A 19,568-nucleotide genomic window follows, 5' to 3' on the forward strand; every position below is an offset into this window, starting at 1 on the left:
CATTTTTTTCCTAGTTTCGGTCGCCAATACCCCCTATTGGCTACCTTTCTTTCATTTTTTTCCTGGATTCGGTCGTCAATACCCCCTATTGGCTACCTTTCTTTCATTTTTTTCCTGGATTCGGTCGTCAATACCCCCTATTGACTACCTTTCTTTCATTTTTCTCCTGGCTACAGTCGTCAATACCCTCTATTGGCTACGTTTCTTTCATTTTTTCACATTATCATTCGTCCATAACCCTATATTAATTCTATCTATCAAAATAAAAAACCTGAGCCTATGTTTACATAAGACTCAGGCAGCTATTTTAAGATCGAACACCTTATAGAAAAAGGAAAATATGACATCAATCAATATTTTTTTGCGATAACATATTAACTGACAATGAGCCCCTTTCGGTTGTCGCGGCAGCTCCAACTTTATTTGCCAATTGAAGGTACTCTTTTAATTGTGATAGACCTGTTGGCTGGCCTTTTTCATGAAAGCAATACAAGAGGGCTGACATAAATGCATCACCTGCACCAGTTGTATCGATGGCATCCACTTTAGGGGCAGGAGCAAAAATTTTGTTTCCTTTAAAAATTGCACAAGCTCCCTTACTTCCCATCGTAATAAACAGGTAGGGAATCTTCCATTTAGATAGTAGATCGATTCCTTCATCCGTTGAATCTGTTTCTGTTAAGAAATGCAACTCATCTTCAGCAAGTTTCACGATATGGGCATATTTAAGGAAGGAGGAAACGGTTTGGCGACAATGCCCCTCACTTTCCCAACGCTTTAAACGAAGGTTGGCATCAAAGCCGATGATATTGCCAGCACCCTTGGCATATGATAGGGCCTTTTCTGTTGTCTTCCTAGCTTTTTCATGAAAAAGAGTTCCTGAACCATAATAAAAAATCTTTGCCCTTTCAAAAACTTCCCTTCGCAATTCATCTTCAGATAATACTTCATCTGGAGTAGGATTCACGTAAGAATGAAAATAACGCTCACCGTTTTCATTTATATGTACATATACACCACAAATTTTCTTAATCGAAGTGTGAACAGAAAATGTGGTATCAATTTGCTCTTTCTGGAATTCTTGTTCAACAAATTGACTCACTTCATCGTTCCCTAGTTTACATAAGTAATAAGCAGGAATCCCGAGTCTCTTAGTCCCCACTGCCACATTTACGGTGGCTCCGCCCAGCAGCTGCTGGTATTTGGTATTCGTTTGATCCATTGAAATAAAGTCTACAAATGCTTCACCCAGTGAAATAACTCCTTTTTGCACCAAGATGGTCCTCCTCCAATGATGTATCTATGATGATTATATGAAAAAACCTCCTCAATTGAAAATGTTTGAGGAGGTCTGTTTACAATATTAAACCAGTTTATGCGCATACCACTTTTTCCCTTTAAACCGCCAGCAAAAGATGAGTCCGCGAGTACCCCATTCCACAATCATTGCAACCCAAACACCGACAATTCCAAAACCTAAGGTAATTCCTAAAACATAACCTAAGATGACCCGTAGCAACCACATCGACAGCAGCGAAGCGATTGAAGTAAAGTTCGAATCCCCCGCAGCCCGTAAAGCTGATGGCATGATAAAGCTTGGTGACCACAAAAGTGGCTGAGCAATTGCAGCTATTAACACAAGTGTAAATATCGTAGGGACAATCTCTTCTGGTGGATTGAACATTTTTATCAACAACGGAAACAATGGCAATAGCAAGAAATCCGCGATGATAAAAATAATTGAGGAAAGACCAATTAACGAGAAGATAAATTTCCTCGCGTCTGCAATATTCCTTCGCCCAATACATTGCCCAACGATAGTGACGATGGCGATTCCAATAGAGTTAGGTCCGATTTGATATACCATCATTAACACATTGGCAATTGCAAAAACGGTAAGTGAAAGAGTACCTAACTGGACAATAAATGTTTGCGTAAGCAGCTTTCCACCATTGAAAAAGATTTGTTCTGCAGCGAAAGGCAGCCCGATAAACATGACCTTTTTTAAAATAGAAAGATCGATTCTAACCGCATTTTTTAACTTGAAGCGAATGGTCTCATTGTATTTTAAGACATAAACCAAGGCAGCGGCCATTCCTAAAAATCTAGCCAAAAGCGTGGAAATCACTAGACCTTCCACACCCATGTGAAAGAATGTAATCAATAATAGATTTAGAATCGTATTGGTTAAATTCATTACTAACGATAAATTCAAGCAGGGTTTCGTCTCCCCCACACCTCTTAACGCGCCAGTCACAGCTTGAAAGATCGCGATGAATGGATAAGAAAGACAGCTGCCGATGAGATAAATTCGAGCGTTTTGAAATACATCCGCTTCTGCTTTACCAAATAATAGGTTTAAGGTTGGCGTATGAAAAATGATGACTAAAGTACTGATTAGAACTGAAAATAGGGTTACGGCAGTGATTGCTTGTGTCGCCGTTTTGGACACCATCTCCCTATTCCCGCTCCCTTTATATTGGGCTACAATCACGGTCCCGCCTGTTGCAACAGCAATAAATACATTGACTAGGAAAATATTCAATGAATCTACCATACTCACGGCACTAACTGCAGCCACTCCAGCCGAACTAATCATCGCAGTGTTTAATAAACTCATGATAATTAAAAAGGCCTGGTCTACGAAAATGGGAAGAATAATGGCAAATATTTTCTTGTAACCTATGGATTCTCCAGAAAAATACTTATCTAACAAAGAAGCCGATCTGTGCCTAATATTCAGTTCTAATTTATTCATTATACAACACTTCTTTAATGGAATTTTTGGATAGATACCGACCATATTTTAATACGGCTTATTATACCACGATTTGGAAGTGAGTAAAGGTTTTTATCTTCTGTCAGAAATGTCCATTTATCGTTGCGTTCGCAGTTCTACACGACGAATTTTCCCCGAGTCCGTTTTAGGCAGTGCCTCGATATATTCGATCACCCTTGGATACTTATAAGGAGCCGTTAATTTCTTAACAAATCCCTGTAACTCCTTGGTTAACTCCGCTGTTCCGAAGATCCCATCCTTCAACACAACAAATGCTTTAACAACGTTTCCTCTGATTGGGTCCGGTAAAGCGACTACCGCACATTCCTTAACCGATTTATGTTTCATTAATGCATCTTCTACTTCAAAAGGTCCAATCGTATATCCAGAACTGATAATGACATCATCTTTACGGCCTTGGAACCAATAATAATTTTCCTCGTCTTTCATTGCACGGTCACCTGTTAGAAAGTATTGACCTTGATAAGAAGCAGCGGTAGTCTCCGGATTTTTATAATACTGTTTAAACAAGGCAGGGAAATCGCTTCGAATCGCAATCGTTCCGACTTGGTTGATTGGTGCCGGATGGCCGTTTTCATCAATGACATCAATAAATTCATCTAACAACGGCTGCCCCATGGAACCTAATTTCTTCTCATTAACATTTAAATTCGCTATCAATAATGTACTTTCTGTCTGTCCGTAGCCATCGCGTATCAGGATCTTAAATTGTTCTTTAAATACATCGATGACTTCACGATTAAGTGCTTCACCTGCAGATACAGCCGTATGCAAATGGGATAAATCGAAGTTGGAAAGATCATCTAATTTAGCCATCATCCGGTACTCAGTAGGTGTACAGCATAAAACATTTACCTGTTGATCTTGAAGAAGACGTAAATATTTGTGCGGATTGAACCTTCCATGATAGATAAATCCTGTGGCTCCTGAACCAAGAATCGATAAGAATGGACTCCAAACCCATTTTTGCCACCCCGGGGAAGCAGTAGCCCAAACCAGATCGTCCTCACTAATATTCAGCCATTTGGAAGCCGCAATTCTTAAATGAGCATAGCCCCAGCCATGGCTGTGAACGACCCCTTTAGGCTGACCGGTTGTCCCGGATGTATAAGCTAAAAAGGCAAAATCCTCACTCAGCGTATCGACATCGTTGAAAATTTCTGATTCCTCAGCCGCTAACGCTTCTAAGGAAAGCCAATTGGGTACTTCCTGACCAAAGGCAATCTTAAATTGTAAAAAAGGTGTTTCCTCACTTATATTTTCAAATTCTTCAATTAACTCAGAATAAGAAATGACGGCTTTCGCTTCTGAATGATTTAAGCGATACAGTAAATCTTTTGCTCGTAAAAGTTCTGAAGAAGGGCTAATGACTAATCCTGCTTTTAAACAAGCTAAATAAATGACATATGATTCAATGAGACGTGTGCTCATGACGACAACCCTGTCACCTTTCACTAGTCCTAGTTTCGTTAACCCATTAGCAAGTTTGTTTGCTTTTGTGATTAACTGAGCATAAGTGATCGTTTTCGTTTCTCCGAGTTCATTTTGCCAGCGTAAAGCGATTTTTTCGGAGTTATGTTTAGAAATTTCACTTGCTAAATTAAAATGCTCTGGTGCAATTAATGATTTCAAATCCACAATTGTCAATCTCCATTCTTGGTAGTTTTAATTTGAGTTCCCCGTATAACTAAGTTGTATTATTAGTACCTGGTTGTAATATAAGATACTAAAAAAATATTCACTCTTACAATAATAGCACTTTAAAATTCAATGTAAATTATTTAGACTCTGATTTCTCAGCTAATACTAAACCCTTTTAACTGGTCTTAGTCCTATCCTACCACCCCTACAAAATACATAAGCCAACTATTAAAAATAGTTGGCTTTGCAGTATAGCTTAATCTAAAACCTCACCTTATTAAATCCCTTCTTTAGCAGGAACTGTTAACTCAATCCGTTTAATATCACCAACAATAAACAGGTAGCTAAGCATGGCAACAATAGCATTAACCCCTACAAACACCAACGCTCCATTAAAAGAACCTGTTCCACTAATAATAAAACCAATAATAATCGGTGTCGTAATTCCAGCAATATTACCAAATGTATTGAAGAGACCACCGCTTAGTCCGCCAATTTCTTTTGGAGAACTATCAGCCATTACAGCCCACCCTAATTGTCCAAAGCCTTTACCAAAGAATGCAAGCGCCATGATACCCACTACGAGCCATTCAGCATCGGTATAATTACAAGCAATCATACTGCTGGAAAGAATCATACCTATAATAATCGGGGTTTTTCGTGCAAAAGTAAGTGATTTTCCTTTTTTCAAAAGATAATCAGAATACAAACCGCCTAATACTCCACCTAAAAACCCGCTAAGTCCTGGCAAAGAAGCTATAAAACCAGCTTGGAGAATGGACATGCCTCGTTCTTGAATAAGATAAACAGGGAACCATGTCATAAAGAAATAGGTAAGTGTTGAAATACAATACTGGCCAATATAAACGCCAATTAACATACGACTTTTAAGTAACTGTTTAATATGTGACCAGTTTGGCCCACTTTTTTTATTAGTACCCTTAGCCATCATATCCAATTGGCCGCCCCCCTGCTCAATATAGTCCAGTTCAGCGCGGTTAACACGTGGATGATCTTTGGGACTATAAATAACTTTTAGCCAAGTAAACGAAATCACGATGCCAATTGCACCCATTATAATAAAAACCTGTTCCCATCCAAAGGATTGTGTAATCCAAGACATAAATGGTGTAAAAACAATGATAGCAAAAAACGCTGATGCACTAAAAATTGATGATGCTGTTGCACGCTCATCATTCGGGAACCACGACGCTGAAACTAGGCTATTGCCGGGAAACGAAGGTGCTTCCGCAAGACCTACGATAAATCTAAGTACAAATAACATTACAATGGCTGTACCTGCATTAAAAAAACCAACAAACCCTTGTAATAAAGTGAAGAAAGACCAAACAAAAAGACTCCAGAAAAGAACTTTCTTTGTTCCGAATTTATCCAAAAGCCAGCCGCCTGGAATTTGTCCCAGGGCATATGACCAGCTAAAAGCAGAAAAGACAAATCCCATCGTGACAGCATTTATTCCCAAATCAGTTTGTAAAGGTGTCGCTGCAACAGAAATTGTTGCTCGATCCGCATAGTTAATTGTAGTAACAAAAAACAACATAATAACAGTGATCCAGCGAATGTTAGTCTTTTTAGTTTGTACTGGATAAGTTTCTCCTCTTGGCATTACACTTCTTTCTGCTCTCAAAATATTCTCCCCTTTGTCAGATAATTCCCCTTCAATTCGGTAACCTACTCACTAGCACTTATTCTACCACTTCAAATGTGCATTTCCCCGTCGTTAATGATTAACGCCCTAGCCATCCACCATCAACCGCCAGCAAATGACCATGAACATAATTTGATGCATCAGATGCTAGAAATACGGCAGGTCCTTTGAAGTCTTCTGGATTACCCCAGCGTCCTGTAGGAATTCTCTCTAATATCTGCCTGCTCCGAACAGGATCATCGATTAACGCTGTGTTCATTTCGGTCGCGATGTAACCAGGAACAATTGCATTGACATTGATTCCTTGTGAAGACCACTCATTTGCAAGTGCCTTTGTGAGCTGACCCACTGCACCTTTTGCGGAAGCATAAGCTGGCACAAACAAACCACCTTGAAACGAAACAAGAGATGCAATATTAATAATTTTACCGCTATTTTTCTCAAGCATATGTCTTCCTGCTTGTTGACAAAGGAGCCAAACAGCTTTTAAATTTACTGTTAGAACATCATCCCAGTCTTGTTCCGAAAAATCAACAGCTGGAGAGCGTCTTTGAATACCTGCGTTATTAACTAGAATATCAACTGAACCCATCGCCTCAATTGCCTTTGGGATAGCTTGTTTCACTTCATCTAGATTTTCTAGGTCACACTGAACAATCTCACAACGGACACCAAATTCCTTAATTCTCTCTTGTGTGAATGTATCTGTGGAACGTTGTAATAGGACAATATCTGCTCCAGCCTCTGCGAGACCAAGTGCAATCCCCTGGCCAATACCACGTGTTCCACCAGTAACAACCGCTACTTTTCCCGTTAAATTAAATGTATGGTTCATCATTACCACTCCTATGGTTGAAATAATATTTTTAATGATTGGTCAGGATTTCCCATTAAATCAAAACCAGTTTGAATATCTTCTAGTTTAAGAACGTGCGAAACCAGTGGGTCAAGGTTGATTTTGTTTTGTGCTAATAATTCAATAGCTTTTGTAAAATCTTCCTGACTATAGCAACGCGTTGTCATTAAGGATATCTCCCGAAAATGCATTGCAGCTAATTGAATGGCAGGAGGCTTTTTGTAAACACTCACAACAGCAATTTCACCCTGGAACTTAATACAGTCAATCATTTGATCTGCTGTAAATTGGTTGCCCGCTACTTCATAGACAATATCAGCCCTGACTCCGTTTGTGTATTCTTTTACAACTTCGGAAATGTTCATAGTCTTAGCATCAATTGCTTCAAAACCCAAATCCTTTGCAACTTGAAGACGCATAGAACTTACATCAGAAATGAATATTTTTCCTGCACCAGCACGTTCGGCTATGATTCCAATTAACAAACCAATCGGTCCTGCTCCTAGGATGGCTACCGTATCTCCAACTTTCAGCTTTGAGCGTCGAACTGTATGAATGGCAACAGCTAATGGCTCAATCATAGCAGCCTCTTTCTCTGTGACAGAATCCGGCAGTACACGAAGTCTGTGAACAGGAACGGTTGTATACTCAGCAAAACCACCGTCCTGATCAATACCTATATATCTCAAATTCTCACAAACATGAATCTGCCCTGCCTGGCATGCTGCACATTTACCACAGTTTAGTAGTGGTTCAACAACCACCCTGTCACCCTTTTTAACCTGTTGATCCTTGCCTATTTCCATAACTACACCGCTAAATTCATGACCAAGTATCAATGGAGCCTTTGCTCGTGGATGCAACCCATGAAAAATCATCATGTCTGTTCCGCATATTCCTGCATAGGATACTTTGATTAATGCTTCATCTGCTTTTAGAGATGGAAACTCTCTCTCGGTCATTTCTACCTGCATTGGTGATACGTACGTTCCTACCTTCATCCCAACCACTCCTTTTTTATCCCTCATAACATCGCATTTAAAATAGTTTCTAGCATCTTGTTTTATGGTCTGACGGCTGTCCCATCTGGAGTTCGAGCTAAAGTCCATGATGGAATTCCACCTGCTACTGGGAACTTTTTAGCCAATTCTTCATTTATTTCTACCCCTAAACCTGACCTATCATTTACATACGCAAAACCTTCTTCAACTACAGGACATCCAGGGAAAACTTCCTGTAATGCATCATTAAATGGAGTCCATTCTTGAATTCCGAAATTTGGTGAACTTAAATCTAAATGAAGATTTGCAGCAACCCCAACAGGTGAAATATCCCCTGGTCCATGCCAAGCAGTTCGAACCCCGTATAATTCACTAAATGTTGCTAATTTTTTTGCCGGCGTTATTCCACCGATAGAACTTACATGACATCTTATAAAATCAATTTGTTGATTCGCAATCAGGCTCTTCCATTCATTTACATTGGTAAACAATTCTCCCATTCCAATTGGTGTGGAAGTTTGTTGTCTAATCATTTGAAGCCATTCAATATTTTCAGGAGCTACAGGATCCTCTAGGAAAAAAAGATGATAAGGATCTAATCTTTTTGCTAATCTTACGGCTTCAATAGGTGGAATTCTTTCATGGATATCATGGATAAATTCCATATTAAAACCGATTTTTGAACGAAGGTGTTCAAATAATTTGTCTATACTTTTAGCATAGGCTTCAGGATCAAAATAGCATCCCGCCAATGATCCTTTTGGCGAACGTTTTGGCACAATTCTAGAAGACTTTTCATACATAGTTGCTATTAATCTACTATCTGTAGTTCCGCTTCCACCATACATCCCCATTTGACAGCGCGCATACTGATATCCTTCTTCCATTAGCGCTATAATATTTTCTTCTACAGCAATTTCATCCGCACCATCTGCATGTCGATATAGAGGAATACCATCTCTACATTTCCCACCTAATAGTTCGTAGACAGGTAAGTTAGCGATTTTACCCTTTATATCCCAAAGTGCCATATCAATTCCTGATAAAGCATTATTCATGATCGGACCATTTCTCCAGTATCCGCTTACATTCGCTGACTGCCAAATATCTTCTATTCTTCTTGGGTCCTTGCCGATAAGAAACGGTTTTAAATAATCCTCAATTGCTGATTTCACCGCAAAAATTCGTTGGGTAAAGGTAGCACATCCTAATCCGTATAACCCAGGTTCATTTGTTTCGACCTTTACTACCACTAAATCGATTCCCCCTGGAGCTGTTAAAATCACTTTTACATCGCGAATTTCTAAATTGTTCATTTTATAACCCCTTATGTTTAAATTTAATTATTTGTAGGACCTTTAAAACGATAACTTGTTAGTTGTCATACATGTTAGCTTAAAAAAGATTACCTCTTTAAGAGGTAAATTACTTTCTTTAATCTTTAATACTTTTTATGCTGGCAATATTATCTTTCATAGCGTTACTAAGAAGCTTTTTTGCTGTGTCTGCATCTCTATTCTGAATAGATCGGTATATTTGTATGTGTACTTCAATGCTTTCCAATGTTACACCTATGACCCGATTGAGCTCTTCTAAATACTTATAGTAAATATCTCGAATGGAATCAATTACTTTTACAAAAACTTGATTCTTAGAAGCCTTTGCAATTTCTAAATGAAAATTGAAATCCGCTACAGAATATTTATTATAATCATCACGATAACGAATCATTTGATTCAAAGCTTCCTCAATGTTCTTTATGTCTTCATCTGTTGCTTTTTCAACAGCTAACTCTAGGCATTTGTATTCAATTGTCTGCCGAAATACCATCATGTCTAAGAATTGTTCCTCACTAAGATGAATGATTATGCCAAAATCATTGATTCCGTTTTTACCAATATTTTCAGAAACAAAGGTTCCTTTACCTTGATATGTAACAACAATACCTAAATCCCTAAGTTTCTGTATTGCACTTCGAATACTGACCCGGCTTACATTAAACGATTTCGTCAATTCTGTTTCAGAAGGAATCTTACTCCCAGGCGCCCAAGTACCGTTAGCTATGTTTTCTTTTAGTTGCTCATAAACAATATTGACAACATTTTGTTTATCAATGGAATTTAAATTCATTTTCTACCCTCTTTTGTAACATGTCCTACAAGTTATAAATAAATAATACCACCGACGCCCAATAAAGTAAACGGTTTCTTTTATGAATTTTCTCAAATTTTAAAATACAGCCTCTCGCTTCACTTTATCGCAATTAAATCTAAGGATTCGATGATCATTCTACTTACTCCTAATTTTATACAAAAATCATATTATGCCCAGTTTAAGACTGGGCAGAATATGATTCATTATCAAGAATGAGTTGTGCGCTTCACTTTATATACAAATCATGACTTATTCAAATAAAGGACTAACTGCTTTTTCATTATGAATCCGGTCGATTGCCTCAACAAGAAGAGGCGCAACAGAAATCGTTTTAATTTTACTACTGATTTTATCTTCAGACAATTCAATAGTATTTGTCACGACTAATTCTTTAATTGGTGACGATTCAATTTTTTCAATCGCTCGGTCTGTAAAAACAGGATGCGTACAGCCGGCATAAATTGCTTTTGCCCCATTTTCTTCTAGAGCCTTAGCTGCTAAAGAAATGGTTGCACCGGTGTCAATCATATCATCAATAATAATGGCATTTTTGCCCTCAACATTACCAATAACATTTATGGTTTGGGGACCATTTTCTTCAAATCTTCTTTTATCGATTAGGGCAAGTGGAACGTGTAATAGGTTGGCCACTTTTCTTGCTCGGCCAATACTGCCATTATGTGGCGCGACAATCACAATATCTTCTAAACCTTGTTCCTTAAAATACTGTCCAAGGATTGGAACACCATATAGATGTTCAACAGGGATATCAAAGAAACCTTGAATTTGGGAAGTATGGAGGTCCATTGTAAGAATTCGACCTGCTCCAGTCGTTTCTAAAAGATTCGCCACTAGTTTCGCTGTAATTGGCTCCCGTGAACGTGCCTTTCTGTCTTGTCGTCCATATCCATAGTATGGAATGACCACATTAATGATACCAGCTGAAGCTCTTTTTAGAGCATCAATCATGATAAGGAGTTCTAAAATATTATCATTGACAGGGTACGATGTGGATTGAACAACATAGACCTCACTGCCGCGAACACTTTCTTCAATATGAATTTGAATCTCTCCATCACTGAAATGAGACACAGAAGATTTTCCTAACTCGCATCCCAAAAGCTCTGCCATCTCTGTTGCTAGCTTTTGATTGGAATTCAATGAAAACAGCTTAAATCGTTTATTTTGTTGATAAGTCACCTTAGATCCTCCACACATTTGAATTTCTACTTTGTTACAAAAATTATCTATCCAACTTATTTTACTATATTAATCAACATAGTGGTAGGAAATACACCGGACAGGTAACTTTTAATCGGGAATCTTTATGCTTTTTTAGAATCAGCTGACCGAATTAGTTATTTTTTTCATTAATTGGGCTGTTGTCATAATGGTCGCAAATTCATGTGCAATGCGGCTAGTTATTCATTAGAAGATAATAACTGTTTTGCACCTGTAACTACATCATGGATAATATTGCTTGCAGGTATTTCGTTTTGTAAAAGTCTTGTCGCTTGTCCTGCCCATAGTGCTAAATAGTCAGGATTATTTTGCATAGCTGCCTGTCTTCGGATATCATTCGTCATGGTATTTTGTGTTGGGAAATCAGCTGGGGAAATCTTTGCATTATCGTAAGATTGAATAAAAGCATTTTTTATTCCCCTTGCCGGACGACCAGAAAAGACTTTCGTAATCACTGTACTTTCTTCCGTGCTATTGATGAGTGCCTCTTTATATACACGGTGTGCCCCTGACTCAATCGTTGTTAGGAAAGCGGTCCCCATTTGAACTCCCTGTGCACCCAAAGCTAAGGCAGCCACCAAACCGCGGCTATCCATGATGCCTCCTGCAGCAACAACAGGCACAGAAACAGCATCGACTATCTGTGGGACAAGCGAAAAGGTCCCAACCGTTGCACCGTTAGAATTCTTTTCTACTTCAAATGTTCCCCGGTGACCACCTGCGTCACTCCCCTGTGCGATGATAATATCTACTCCATTTTTCTCAGCGAGCAGTGCTTCTTGAACGGTTGTTACCATGGTAGTAATGATGATGTTCTGTTGCTTGGCGATTGCCCTTTTATCCTCCGGAAGGACCCCAAATGCTGTGGAAATGACTGGAACTTTTTCTTCTATTAAAACGTCAAACTGTTCCTCAAAAAAGTTGTTTGTTTTCACTTGGTGTTCTAAAGTTTCCATACCTAGCTTTTCTCTAATGCCATTAAGCACTTTCTGTGACTCTTCCACTCCATTATATTGATCGGTCAAATTGGTACAAAATAAGTTAACCGCAAATGGATTGGTTGTCCGTTCCTTTATTACTCTAATAGCCGCTCGAATTTCCTCTGGTTTCATATAGGCCGCACCTAAAGTCCCTAAAGCTCCAGCGTTCGATACATTGGCAACAAGATCCACAGTCGTAGGTCCTCCCGCCATCCCTGCTTGAATAATCGGATAATCTATATCTAGAATTGCACATAGTTTTGTGTTTAATTTCATAGAAACCCTCTTTTCTTCTATTATTATTGTTCGTTATGTGTAAATCTGAAATTGATTACTTATTTTAATAGTAACAAATATTGGTTTTCTTCAAAACCTTGTTGCCTTTAATTGTATAAAAAAACGATACTTCAATCTAAGAAGTACCGTTTTAATGTTTATATTAAGTATACTTAAAGTTTTATGCGAAACGATAGTAAATCAATAAAAAGGTTGCTAGAACAAAAATGAAGTTTAAGAACACAAAGATAAATTGATCTGTTTTTGTTTTATGCATTTTTATTGGCGGGTTATAGAATGACACACCTTCAATAATAAAGATAATCAACACAATATGAATCATGAAATGGCCGATGACTTCTGTCATTCCAAAGAGCATTGTGGTTGAGATGAAAATAACAGTGACCACAAAACCTAACACTCGGTTTAAAACACCGACCACTAATAAATAACCTACCACAAATTCAATAAATGCTGCCATAACAACAAACAAACTCGGTTCAAAGCCAAATGTTGGCACATGGTGGTTTGCGACAATATCTAAAGCCATACTTGGATAAACCCATTTTTCAACCGCTACCCAGCTAAGCGATAATCCTGTCCCTAAATACAGAAATGGAAATCCGGCTTGCTCTAGTTTTGTATTTCCTACCAATAAAACACCAATAATGGCTACGTAAAATCCGTAATCTAACATATAGAAAACACCATGATGGATGGTTACATATATAAATAACCCTAATAATATCGAAGCACCCATTTTTGTAGAAATATGATGCGGAATCAATAAGAAACCAATTGTCACCCATGCTAATACTGTAATGATCGTACTATCAACAAGAAACTCTGGAGCAAATAGAGTACCATTCACCATTTGAATCATCAGCGCAACAGCGGTTCCATATTTTAATAAATATCTAGAATACTTTCTTAAACTGGAGAGACGGTCCTCCATTTTTTTCACTGGTCCCCATTCAGCCATTTTCGGAATGATCAGTGTTAATGTAGCTAATACAACAGCAGCCACAAGAGTTAAAAGTAAAAACATTGGTGATAATATATTTTCAATAGACTCCTTATGTGGCACCACATTTGTGAACCACTTCACATGAGCTTCTGCAAAAATTGGTGTCATAATAAGCCCTAATGTTAATAGTATCTGAAATATCTTTTTCATTTGTAATCCCCCTAGTAAATATAAACAACATGAATATAGTGATAATATACAACACTATTCCCTCCTCTAACCATCTTATAATTGAACAATTTGTGAAATATATCACATAATTTATCCCTATTTAATACTAGGCCAAATGAATTAAAAAATTCTTCTTATGAATAGTTTAGAAGAAACGCTGTTCTTTACTACAATTTGATTCCTGGCTATACAATCTATAAAAATTGTATGCTATCATATTCAAGTAAAATTACTAAGTGGAGGCGTTCCAACCATTGTCACAATTTGAACGAGCAATTATTATTGGTGGAGGCATCTCTGGGAAATTAGCAGCACGTGTTGTGTCAGACTTTTTCAAAGAGGTAATTATTATAGAACGTGATCATGAACCACAGGGACCATTTCCAAGAGAAGGTGCCCCACAAGGTGAGCACTTACATGCGCTCCTCTTTGCAGGCGAGTATGGTCTTGAAGCACTGTTTCCGGGAATTACGAAGAAATTTCATTCAAGTGGCGCAGTAAAAATAAATTCAACTCAAGAACTTGCATGGTTTCACCATGGGGTCTGGAAGTTACGTTTTAATGGAGATTACACGACAACACTTCAAACGCGCCCACATTTAGAGTGGAATATCGAACAATACATAAAAGGTATTTCGAACGTAAAAATTCTCTATAATCACACGGTTCAAAACTATGTTTATAATGAAGAAGAGAATCGAATAATGGGAGTCGATATTATCGATAATAGTGGCTCTGAAAAAAACTTCTCTGCAAACCTTGTTATAGATGCGAGTGGTGTGAGCAGTCTTTCCAGTCGCTGGCTAAAAAAACGTGGTGTTACTATCCCTGAACAAAAGGTGAAAATAGGGTTAAGTTACATTAGTAAATCTTTTCAACTGCCCGAGAACGATGAAAGAGATTGGGCAATAAAAATCGTTTATCCAAACCCTCCACATGAAAAAATAGGTGGGACCATCTCAAAGGTAGAGGGAAATCGTTATATTGTCACACTAAATGGCTATCATAATGAAGTAAATGAAAAAGAGGTAGTAAAAAATGATAACGGCTTTATGGAGCTAACAAAAAAATTACCTAAATTAGATATCTACCATGAAATAAAGGATGCAGCCCCTCTATCTCGAACCTCAATCTATCGTGTACCGCATATCGTTTGGAGACGATTTGATAAAGTAAAGAGCCTGCCTGACGGACTTTTATTGATTGGTGATACGGTTTGCAGAATTAATCCCGTCTTTGGACAAGGTATGAGTATTGCTATACTAGAGGCACTAGAGCTGCAAGAACTCTTTCAGAACGAAAGACATGATCTACTAAAAATCACATCGAATTTTCATAAACAAGCAGCAAAAATTATCGCCCCTATTTGGAATATGGTCATTACAGAAGATTTTCGCTATCCCGAGACCATTGGGGAAAAGCCTGTAGGTCTTTCCATTCAGCAATGGTACGCAAAAAAGATTTTTCTACTATCATCCGAAAATCAAGATATATATAATTCGTTTGTTAAAGTAATGAACCTGGTACGTCCTATGACCATACTGATGCACCCAAGAATTATCAAACGTGTATTGAAAAAAACTCTTTCATAGAAAAAGACCTGATTTTATATAAATAGAATCAGGTCTCCTTTTTCCTTCTAATCAACTACTCTTCAAATTATCCATTTTATTAAGCAATGGAGTTTCACTCAAAGCCCGCAATTTTTTAATATCTACTCTTATCAAAAGTGAAATTGCTAATGCCACGATAAACAACCCTGAAAATACAAGTAGTGTACCTTGATAGCTACCAGTTGTTTCACGAATCCACGAGACAAATATCGGACCCGCTAAACCAGCGGCAGCCCAGGCTGTCAAAATGTAACCGTGAATAGCCCCCAACTGCTTAGTTCCAAATAAGTCACCTATATAGGCTGGTATAGAGGAGAATCCTCCCCCATAACAGGTCATGATCATATAAACAATAATTGAAAACATGATGCCCACTGTAAGGTTTGGTAAAACAAAGAAGGCAATGATTTGGAAGGCAAAAAATAGTGTATACACATTTGGTCGGCCAATGTAATCAGAAATAGTCGCCCAAAGAATTCGTCCGGAACCATTAAATAGCCCCATAATTCCAACCATTGTCGCAGCAGATGCGGCTGTCATACCTACTAACTCTTGTGCCATTGGTGATGCAACGGAAAGAATGGCAATCCCACAAGTAATATTGATGAAAAGCATGATCCATAAAGCCCAAAATTGTCTTGTTTTTACCGCTTCATTTGCCGTTAATTGTCTAAGATCCTGTTTTATCTTTTTATTCCCTGAAGTTTCAACTGTTGAATCAAAACCTTTAGGTACCCAACCTGCTGCTGGTGGAGCAAGGTATTGAGCGGAACAAAAAATGACTAGAAAATATGTACCGCCAAGAATATAAAAAGTGTTGGAAATGCCATATGTTTGGATTAAGTGATTCATAATCGGACTGCTAATCATGGCTGCAAAGCCAAACCCCATGATAGCAAGTCCCGTAGCCAATCCTCTTCGATCCGGGAACCATTTGACCAAGGTTGAAACTGGTGTAATATAGCCAACTCCTAAGCCGATACCCGCAATGACACCATAAAATAAATAGAGTAATGGTAACGATTCAAAGTGTACAGCTGCCCCAGCCCCAGCTACTCCGATTCCAAAAAATACAGAACTTAGTGTTCCAGACACTCTAGGTCCGAATTTCTCAACAAAATGGCCTAAAAAAGCCGCGGATAATCCTAGAAACAAAATCGCTAAACTAAACGTAAAGGAAATCTGTTTTAGTCCCCAGCCCATTTGCTGCTGTAATGGGTTTGTAAATACACTCCATGCATAGACCGATCCAATCGAAATATGTATCCCCACTGCTGAAAGAGCTATAAGCCAACGATTCTTCATCTGATTCTTCATCCCCATTTCACATAATATTTTTTTAAATATCAAATCCGGATTAATCTTTTAAATACTTTCCACTCATTGTGTATTGTTTGTTATTTGACTATATTAACCTACAAATTTATGTATTTCAAGCAAAATTTTTATTTAAAATACGAATTATAAAATATATTCATAAAGTAATGTTCGTGTTTTTATCAAAAGGCAGGTTTAGGTCTTTCGCCTTTTTTTCTATTTTCATAAAACATCTTCAATAGAAACCGCATACACTGTTGGTGAACAAACAAGGACAGGAGGTGAACTTAGATGGGTTCTAACCATTGTTCCTGTGGCATTTTTGGAATTTTTCTTGGATTTTTAACAGGTGCCATTTGGTTATTGTTTGGATTATTGTGGGTGACTCAATTGCTTGGAGTAATCGGCCTAGTTGGTTTAATTGTTACCGTTCTAAAATTCCTTATCATTTTAATTGGCTTCCTTGCATTCCTTATCTTTGGATTATGCGTATTTAAGAAGGCATGGCATCACTGTAAGTGAAATAGCATGCAGGATTAAGCCAACTTGGATTGATATATTTTGTGAGGACAGCCTCCATTAGAGGCTGTCCTTATCAGTTACTTCTATACAAAAAAGCGGGCAACTAGAGCAGTTATCTGCCCTGTTGTCCCGCTTTTTAAATTAGAATTTCGAATGATAGTTATCGATTTCCCATGCATGAACCGCTGTACGGTAGCTGTCCCATTCTGACTTCTTCATCGATACATACTCGTTGTATACGTGCTCGCCCAGTGTTTTAGCCGCAATCTCCCCTGCTTCTAATTCTTTAATGGACTCTGCCAGGCTTCCAGGAAGGTTATCGATACCACGGAAGGCTCTTTCCTCCTCTGACATATGGAAGATATCCTCATTAATTGGAGCTGGTGCTTCTAGTCCTTTTTCGATTCCATCAAGACCTGCAGAGGCAATCACCGCAAACGTTAAGTAAGGGTTTGCTGATGGATCTGGACAACGTAATTCTACCCGTGTCGCAAGACCTTTTTTTGCTGGAATACGAATTAACGCTGAACGGTTAGACGCAGACCAAGCAATATAACAAGGAGCTTCATAGCCAGGCACTAATCGCTTATAAGAGTTTACTAGTGGGTTTGTTACTGCAGTAAAGCTCTTCACGCTTTCTAGGACACCCGCAATGAACTGATAAGCTTTTTCCGATAATTGTAGCTCATCGGAAGGATCGAAGAAGGCATTTTCGTTTCCTTTAAAGAATGACATATTGACATGCATACCTGATCCATTGATTCCAAATACTGGCTTTGGCATGAAAGTTGCGTGTAATCCGAACTTCTTCGCAACAGTTTTCACGACCCACTTATATGTAGTGGAAAGGTCCGCCGCTGTTAATACATCTGCATACTTAAAGTTAATTTCATGTTGTCCTTCTGCTACTTCGTGGTGTGATGCTTCAATGGTAAAGCCCATTGCTTTTAAGGCACGGTAAATTTCTAAACGAACACGCTCGCCAAGGTCATGTGGAGATGGCTCGAAATATCCTGCTTTATCACCAAGCTCTTGTGTTGCATAACCGTTATCATCTGTTTTAAAAAGGAAAAATTCTAACTCAGGACCTACTGAAATCGTGTATCCTTGATCAGCAGCACGATCCACCGTTTTCTTTAAAACATTTCTTGTGTCCCCTTCAAACAATGTTCCGTCTGGGTTCTTTACAGAACATAGGAATCTTGCTTCCGCATATCCGTTTTCAACTGTCCAAGGAAGAACTGCAAAGGTAGCTAAATCTGGTTGTAAATAAAGATCTGATTTATTAATAGGTGAGAAACCTTTAATTGAAGAACCATCAAACATCATTTTTCCTTCTACAACATCTTCCAATTGCTCAACTGTTACTGTAACGTGCTTTAGGATCCCTTCGATATCGACAAATTGCAAGTGTAATAGTTCAACACTTTTTTCGTTAATTGTTGCTTTAATTTGTTCAAGTGTAGTGGCAGCTCCTGGAGCGTTTGTAATTAATGTTTTTGTCATGTCACTTTACCTCGCAATTTCATGTTATATTTTATTACATCAATTAATATAAACCGATTATAATAAAAAAAGAATAGTTTGACAATGGTTTTTTATAAATTTTTTGAATATTTATTCCGAAATTTTAGTAAGCGTTTTCATAATATACCTGATTAAATCTAATATTCTTATTAAATCTGGCAAATCTCGTGTTCATATTTATGCAAAAATATGTATATTATTTTCAGTTTATAACCTAAGCAATCCATCGCTTTTTAGTTAATATAGAAAAACAGCTGCTAGAGAGATCCCTAACAACTGTTTTGAATTAAACCTATTAATTTACTGTTTATGATGCTTTTTGAATTGTAATCATGTTTCTCCATAATATTTGGGATGGATTATTCCCAGACGGAGTGATGAACTCTGTGAAATTAGCGCTTAACGATTGCCAGCTCTATGATATCATTATGTCTGAAGAAAAAATTAGAGGAGAAAAATCGATTAGACCAAATCAGCCTTTACTCCTTTTTCTCTATCTTGGGGTCGTGACTTGGACCGTGGCGCAAGTGGTATATGCAAAAACAGGAAAAGGCTCCGCCGTTCTGGAATGGGAACCCATACCGCTATTTGGATTTCTAATAGTCGGTATCCCTTGGGTGCTTTATCTTATTTTAAGAGAAATAAAGACTAAACTTATGGAAATGGAGAATAAACTTATGGAAATGGAGACTAAAAAGATTGACTTCGTAAATAATGTGGTTATAAATAAATGAGCAGTAAGAGAGGACTAATGCCCTTTGAGGGTGAAAAT

The 19,568-nt window shown here is 38.0% G+C and carries 16 protein-coding genes; 3 read left to right on the forward strand and 13 right to left on the reverse strand.

All coding sequences use genetic code 11. The features are described from left to right. Positions 1–346 precede the first annotated feature (346 nt). The 11 genes from BR30_RS0125890 to BR30_RS0125940 all read right to left on the reverse strand — a co-directional run bounded on the left by BR30_RS0125890 (position 347) and on the right by BR30_RS0125940 (position 13,796). Positions 347–1,273 (reverse strand): carbohydrate kinase family protein, encoded by a 927-nt coding sequence (locus BR30_RS0125890; protein WP_026567557.1) that lies wholly within the window; start codon positions 1,271–1,273, stop codon positions 347–349. Positions 1,274–1,363: 90 nt separating this feature from the next. Then, positions 1,364–2,758 carry an MATE family efflux transporter gene (locus BR30_RS0125895; protein ID WP_026567558.1) on the reverse strand — a complete coding sequence of 465 codons (1,395 nt, stop codon included), beginning with the start codon at positions 2,756–2,758 and terminating at the stop codon, positions 1,364–1,366. A 117-nt stretch (positions 2,759–2,875) separates the two neighbouring features. Then, the gene (locus BR30_RS0125900; RefSeq protein WP_081825595.1) at positions 2,876–4,441 is read right to left on the reverse strand and encodes an acetate--CoA ligase; all 1,566 of its coding nucleotides are present in this window, start codon (positions 4,439–4,441) and stop codon (positions 2,876–2,878) included. A 277-nt stretch (positions 4,442–4,718) separates the two neighbouring features. Then, positions 4,719–6,068, reverse strand: a complete 1,350-nt coding sequence (locus BR30_RS0125905) for an MFS transporter (RefSeq protein ID WP_026567560.1) — start codon at positions 6,066–6,068, stop codon at positions 4,719–4,721. 121 nt (positions 6,069–6,189) lie between these two features. Then, positions 6,190–6,945, reverse strand: coding sequence for a 2-dehydro-3-deoxy-D-gluconate 5-dehydrogenase KduD (gene kduD / locus BR30_RS0125910; RefSeq protein WP_026567561.1), 756 nt, complete (start codon positions 6,943–6,945; stop codon positions 6,190–6,192). A gap of 11 nt (positions 6,946–6,956) precedes the next feature. Beyond that, positions 6,957–8,075, reverse strand: a complete 1,119-nt coding sequence (locus tag BR30_RS0125915) for a zinc-dependent alcohol dehydrogenase (RefSeq protein WP_231507811.1) — start codon at positions 8,073–8,075, stop codon at positions 6,957–6,959. Next, entirely contained in the window at positions 8,030–9,283 is a 1,254-nt protein-coding gene (locus tag BR30_RS0125920) for an enolase C-terminal domain-like protein (protein ID WP_026567563.1), read from the reverse strand. Before BR30_RS0125920 ends, BR30_RS0125915 begins: the two co-directional genes overlap by 46 nt. A gap of 118 nt (positions 9,284–9,401) precedes the next feature. Then, on the reverse strand, positions 9,402–10,097 hold the full coding sequence (locus tag BR30_RS0125925; protein ID WP_026567564.1) for a FadR/GntR family transcriptional regulator: 696 nt from the start codon (positions 10,095–10,097) through the stop codon (positions 9,402–9,404). Between the two features lie 273 nt (positions 10,098–10,370). Continuing rightward, positions 10,371–11,321, reverse strand: coding sequence for a ribose-phosphate diphosphokinase (locus BR30_RS0125930; RefSeq protein WP_026567565.1), 951 nt, complete (start codon positions 11,319–11,321; stop codon positions 10,371–10,373). Positions 11,322–11,542: 221 nt separating this feature from the next. Further along, positions 11,543–12,619: an NAD(P)H-dependent flavin oxidoreductase gene (locus tag BR30_RS0125935; RefSeq protein ID WP_026567566.1), complete on the reverse strand. Its 1,077-nt coding sequence runs from the start codon at positions 12,617–12,619 to the stop codon at positions 11,543–11,545. A gap of 181 nt (positions 12,620–12,800) precedes the next feature. Beyond that, positions 12,801–13,796, reverse strand: a complete 996-nt coding sequence (locus tag BR30_RS0125940) for a DoxX family membrane protein (protein WP_026567567.1) — start codon at positions 13,794–13,796, stop codon at positions 12,801–12,803. A gap of 275 nt (positions 13,797–14,071) precedes the next feature. Between BR30_RS0125940 and BR30_RS0125945 the strand changes: the two genes are divergently transcribed. Further along, on the forward strand, positions 14,072–15,409 hold the full coding sequence (locus BR30_RS0125945) for an NAD(P)/FAD-dependent oxidoreductase (RefSeq protein ID WP_026567568.1): 1,338 nt from the start codon (positions 14,072–14,074) through the stop codon (positions 15,407–15,409). Positions 15,410–15,460: 51 nt separating this feature from the next. On the opposite strand, the gene BR30_RS34565 is transcribed toward BR30_RS0125945, so the two are convergent. Continuing rightward, positions 15,461–16,747, reverse strand: a complete 1,287-nt coding sequence (locus BR30_RS34565; RefSeq protein WP_051633781.1) for an L-lactate MFS transporter — start codon at positions 16,745–16,747, stop codon at positions 15,461–15,463. A 291-nt stretch (positions 16,748–17,038) separates the two neighbouring features. Here BR30_RS34565 and BR30_RS0125955 point away from each other — a divergent pair, with 291 nt between their 5' ends. Then, positions 17,039–17,269: a hypothetical protein gene (locus tag BR30_RS0125955; RefSeq protein ID WP_026567569.1), complete on the forward strand. Its 231-nt coding sequence runs from the start codon at positions 17,039–17,041 to the stop codon at positions 17,267–17,269. A 141-nt stretch (positions 17,270–17,410) separates the two neighbouring features. Here the strand turns inward: BR30_RS0125955 and glnA are convergent, their stop codons facing one another. Continuing rightward, complete coding sequence (gene glnA, locus BR30_RS0125960; RefSeq protein ID WP_026567570.1) at positions 17,411–18,775, reverse strand: type I glutamate--ammonia ligase; 1,365 nt, start codon at positions 18,773–18,775, stop codon at positions 17,411–17,413. A gap of 398 nt (positions 18,776–19,173) precedes the next feature. Between glnA and BR30_RS0125965 the strand changes: the two genes are divergently transcribed. Next, the gene (locus tag BR30_RS0125965; protein WP_231507812.1) at positions 19,174–19,530 is read left to right on the forward strand and encodes a hypothetical protein; all 357 of its coding nucleotides are present in this window, start codon (positions 19,174–19,176) and stop codon (positions 19,528–19,530) included. Positions 19,531–19,568: the final 38 nt, after the last annotated feature.

This window comes from Bacillus sp. UNC41MFS5 (assembly GCF_000686805.1).